The following is a 4,751-nucleotide window of genomic DNA, read 5'->3' on the forward strand; positions in this document are numbered from 1 at the left end:
GCTCGCGTTCCAGCTCGGCAACCGGCACGCCCCGCAGCTCATAGCCGGCCGCTTCCCGAGCCAACCGGTGCTGAGGAGGAACGGCGAGTCTGATTTGCTCCTCTATGAGCGGCTCCCAGGCGAGCGAAGGGTCGGTCAGCGGGAGCGACAGGATGGACAGATCGGTCTGGCCGCCGGCCGTAAGCTGCTCCAGCTTGGACGACGTGTCCTCGACGAGTACGACCTCGATTTCGGGGTAGCGCTTGCCGAATTCGGGCAGGACCAGCGGCAGAATATGCGAGCCGGTGATCGGCAGGCAGCCGACGACCAGGCGTCCTTTTCGCATATGGGCGAGGTCGTCCATCTCTTGGCGCAGCTGGTCGACGGCATCGAGAATCGCTTCGGCCTTCGTAACGAAGGCCACGCCGGCATGGGTAAGCTCGACGTTGTTCGTCGTCCTCCGGAACAGCGGGACGCCGATTTCCTTTTCCAGCTTCGACAGCTGCTGGCTTAAGGAAGGCTGGGCGATATGCAGCTTCTCCGCCGCGCGCGAAAAGTTTTTCTCCGCCGCGATTTGCACGACATACTGCAACTGGCGCAATTCCATTAAAGTTCCTCCTCGGGCGGTGCGCGTGACGCAGAGTAGGGATTGCTTGACTTGGCCTCATAGGCTGTACCTATCACAGTTATAGATATTATATCTTAGAACAATGATTAAGAACATGTTAATATATTAACAAAGATCGACAGGGGACGGATTTCCCTTGATGACGACATTCATGGGGTGAACACTTATGACGAAAAGAACAATGTTTGAGAAGATTTGGGACAATCACGTCATTCATTCGGAAGAAGGAAAGCCGAGCGTACTGTACATTGACCTTCATCTTGTGCACGAAGTAACGTCGCCGCAGGCTTTCGAAGGACTCCGCTTGTCGGGCCGCAAGGTGCGCCGTCCGGAATTGACGTTCGCGACGATGGACCACAACGTGCCTACGAAGGACCGTTTCAACATCTCCGATCCGATTTCCAAGCAGCAGATCGACACACTGACGAAAAACTGCGAAGATTTCGGCGTGAAGCTTTTCGACCTGCACAACCTCGACCAGGGCGTCGTGCACGTCATGGGTCCCGAGATCGGCCTGACGCATCCGGGCAAAACGATCGTCTGCGGCGACAGCCACACCTCGACGCACGGGGCGTTCGGCGCGCTGGCGTTCGGCATCGGCACCAGCGAAGTGGAGCACGTGCTGGCGACGCAATGCTTGCAGCAATCCAAGGCGAAGACGATGGAAGTGCGCTTCGTAGGGAAGCGCAAACCGGGCGTAACGGCGAAGGACCTGATCCTCGGCGTCATCGCGCAATACGGCACCGACTTTGCTACCGGCTACGTGCTGGAGTACACGGGCGAAGCAATCCGCAGCCTGACGATGGAAGAGCGGATGACCGTGTGCAACATGTCGATCGAAGCGGGCGCACGCGCCGGCCTGATCGCGCCGGACGAGACGACTTTCGAATACCTGCGCGGCCGCGAGTATGCGCCGAACGAGTTCGATAAAGCCGTTGAGCAGTGGAAGCAATTGACGACGGATGAGGGAGCGGCCTATGACAAAATCGTCGAATTCGACGTCGACTCGTTGATTCCGCAAGTTACCTGGGGCACAAGCCCGGGCATGGGCACGGACATTACGTCCGTCGTTCCGGACCCGCAAAGTCTGCCGACGGAGAATGAGCGCAAGGCGGCCGAGAAGGCGCTGGAATACATGGCGCTGACACCGGGCACGCCGATGAGCCAGATTCCGATCGACTATGTATTTATCGGCTCCTGCACCAACGGCCGGATTGAAGACCTGCGGGCAGCGGCGGAAGTGGCAAAGGGCTATAAGGTAAACGAACGCGTGACGGCAATCGTCGTACCGGGCTCCGGCCGCGTCAAGCTGCAGGCGGAGAAGGAAGGCCTCGACAAAGTATTTATCGAAGCGGGCTTTGAATGGCGCGAAGCCGGCTGCTCGATGTGTCTGGCGATGAATCCGGACGTTCTGCAGCCGGGACAGCGCTGCGCGTCGACGTCCAATCGTAACTTCGAGGGCCGCCAGGGCCGCGGCGGACGCACGCACCTGGTTTCGCCGGCAATGGCCGCAGCCGCAGCCGTCATGGGACGTTTTACGGACGTGCGCGATTGGAAATTCAAATCCGAGGTCATGAACTAAAACACGGACCGCATTCGATAAACGAGGATAACGAGGGGAGCTTTCACCATGGAATCATTTAAAACCTTGACCGGCATCGTTGCGCCGGTGGACCGCGTCAACGTGGACACGGACGCAATCATCCCGAAACAATTTCTGAAGCGGATCGAACGGAGCGGGTTCGGCCAGTTTCTTTTCTACGAATGGCGCTTCGACGAGGCCGGCAACGTCAACCCGGAATTCGAACCGAACAAGCCGCGCTACGAGGGCGCCTCGGTTCTGATTTCCCGCGCGAACTTCGGCTGCGGCTCGTCCCGCGAGCATGCGCCGTGGGCGATTCTCGATTATGGCTTCAAGGTCGTCATCGCACCGTCGTTCGCCGACATTTTCTACAACAACTGCTTCAAGAATGGCATCCTGCCGATCCAGCTCAGCGAAGAGCAGGTAGAGGAGCTTTTCCAGCGGACCGCTGCGAACCAGGGCTATCAGCTTACGATCGATCTGGAGAACAAGACGATTTCCGACGGACAAGGCCTGCAAATCTCATTCGAGCTCGACGAGCATCGCCGCCAGTTCCTGCTGCTCGGCCTCGACGATATCGGCCTCACACTCCAGCATGAGGACAAAATCGCCGCATACGAAGCCAAGCGCGCAGCCCGCGCTTAAAAGCGCCATAAGTAATGGATGCCAACCGTTCCGTCGACCACGGAGCGGTTTTTCTTATTCGGCGGGCATCGTAAATTAAAAATATTAAAAACAAGTCGGTTTTTTGCAAATAAAGCCGTTTAGGCGTTTAAAACCGCGCGCTTACGGGTAAATACTGAATTTTCCTTCAAACGCAACTTTTTATGTCGCTTTGCGTCTAATTATGCGTCTGTAATCGTCGAATGTGGACATTCGCTGCGGGCAACAAATCAGGTTTGAGGTGAAGCATGAAGAAGTTTTTTACACTGATGTTGTTGATGTCGTTTGCTTTGATGCTCCTTCCGGGAGTGGGACAAGCCGCCCCCATCGTTCCAAAGCTGTATTTTAACGGCAAAGCCGTCCAGTCGGAAGCGCAGCCGCGAATTGTCAATCAGTTTACATTGGTTCCTCTGCGTCTCGTTGCCGAACAGCTCGGATACGACGTGAAATGGGACATGAAGACGAAACAGGTCGCGATCAATAATAGCGATACCGAAATTTTATTGACCGTTAACGACTCCCGGGCGCTCGTCAACGGCTCGAATACGAAGCTCGATGCTCCGGCATTGGCCGACAAAGGCACAACCTATGTGCCGCTGCGCTTTGTAGGGGAGAACCTCGGGCTTGACGTTTATTGGGACAAACCTACTAGGTCCGTGCATTTATTCGGCAATATGCCGACCGGCACGCCGGCCGGCAGCGACGGTTCGCCGGTCGTTCCTCCAGCGAGCGGACCTGCTGCGCCGGTCGACTCGATGCCAGTGACCAATCCGAATGAGCCGGTTTCCGATGCGGCTCCTCCGGTGGCGGAGCCTGCTGAGCCTCCGGTTGAATCGGAACTGCCGGGCGACGTGCTGGCCATCGTCAAAGGCTTCTCATTTGATGGTTTGGGACGCGTCACGGTCGATTACGACGGGCAGCTCACGCCGAACTCGCCATTCTGGTCCGGCACGAAGCTGGTCATCGACATTCCCAACGCCGCCCTATCAGCGGAATTGTCGGCTGAGCTGAAGGCGCAGGGGCGCTCGCAGGGCGAGATGATCGTCGAGACGCTCGCGCTGCAGAAAGTTCGTTATTCCTATTATTCGGACAAGCCGTCGACCGTGCGGATCGTGCTCGATCTGGCGATGACAACGGAATATGCCCTGTCGGACTTGGACGGCCGGTATAATATCGACGTCATTATGAGCGACGGCGCAGCGGCGACGCCTGTACCGGGGGTACCGGCCGTACCGGTCGGCAACGGAGTTTACAAGGTTGTCATCGATGCTGGACACGGCGGCAAAGATCCCGGGGCTCCGTCGGTAACCGGCCATTGGGAGAAACAGTTCAATCTGTCGATCGCGCTCAAGGTGCAGAAGCTTCTTGAGCAGGAGCAGAGAATCAAGCCTTACCTGACGCGAAGCTCCGATGTGTTCATTGAGCTGGACGATCGCGCCAAATTCGCCAATAATTTAAATGCGGACTTATTCGTCTCGATACACGCCAATCGGTACACTTCAAACGCCACCGGCACCGAGACGTATTACACGCGGCCGGACAGCAAGGCATTTGCAGCCATCATGCATAAGAATTTAGTGAAGTCGACAGGCCTGCCGGACCGCAAGGTGCGTCAAGCCAGCTTCCTTGTCATACGCAAGACGACGATGCCTGCTGTTCTGCTTGAAGCGGGGTATCTGTCCAATTCGGGCGATGCGAAGGCGCTGTTTACCGAATCGGTGCAAAACAAAATTGCAGCCGGCATCGTAGCCGGTATTAAAGAACAACTGGGAATCAGTTAAAATGGGGGGCTATCCGTTGAAAAAAGCTTTTCTGCTGCTGATGTTGGTGCTCGCCTTGGCGTCGGTTGCGGCCTGCGGCAAAGGCTCCGGGCAAGCTGGCGGGAATTCCCCGTCGGCC

4 protein-coding genes are annotated in these 4,751 nt (G+C 57.0%); 3 read left to right on the plus strand and 1 reads right to left on the minus strand.

Features of this window, described 5'->3' with window-relative positions; all coding sequences use genetic code 11:
- A partial coding sequence (locus BG52_RS12975; RefSeq protein ID WP_036667436.1) for a LysR family transcriptional regulator occupies window positions 1-586 on the minus strand: 586 nt, incomplete at its 3' end.
- Between the two features lie 187 nt (window positions 587-773).
- Between BG52_RS12975 and leuC the strand changes: the two genes are divergently transcribed.
- From leuC to BG52_RS12990, 3 genes are all read left to right on the plus strand, one after another.
- Complete coding sequence (leuC, locus tag BG52_RS12980) at window positions 774-2,189, plus strand: 3-isopropylmalate dehydratase large subunit (protein ID WP_036582428.1); 1,416 nt, start codon at window positions 774-776, stop codon at window positions 2,187-2,189.
- 48 nt (window positions 2,190-2,237) lie between these two features.
- The gene (leuD, locus tag BG52_RS12985) at window positions 2,238-2,834 is read left to right on the plus strand and encodes a 3-isopropylmalate dehydratase small subunit (RefSeq protein ID WP_036582425.1); all 597 of its coding nucleotides are present in this window, start codon (window positions 2,238-2,240) and stop codon (window positions 2,832-2,834) included.
- A gap of 266 nt (window positions 2,835-3,100) precedes the next feature.
- Complete coding sequence (locus BG52_RS12990) at window positions 3,101-4,633, plus strand: N-acetylmuramoyl-L-alanine amidase (RefSeq protein ID WP_036582422.1); 1,533 nt, start codon at window positions 3,101-3,103, stop codon at window positions 4,631-4,633.
- The last annotated feature ends 118 nt before the right edge of the window (window positions 4,634-4,751 follow it).

Source organism: Paenibacillus darwinianus (assembly GCF_000598065.1).
GTDB lineage: Bacteria > Bacillota > Bacilli > Paenibacillales > Paenibacillaceae > Paenibacillus_I > Paenibacillus_I darwinianus.

Coding starts and splice junctions, on each gene's coding strand:
- leuC (WP_036582428.1), top strand. CDS start 774: ATGACGAAAAGAACAATGTTTGAGAAGATTTGGGACAATCACGTCATT.
- leuD (WP_036582425.1), top strand. CDS start 2,238: ATGGAATCATTTAAAACCTTGACCGGCATCGTTGCGCCGGTGGACCGC.
- BG52_RS12990 (WP_036582422.1), top strand. CDS start 3,101: ATGAAGAAGTTTTTTACACTGATGTTGTTGATGTCGTTTGCTTTGATG.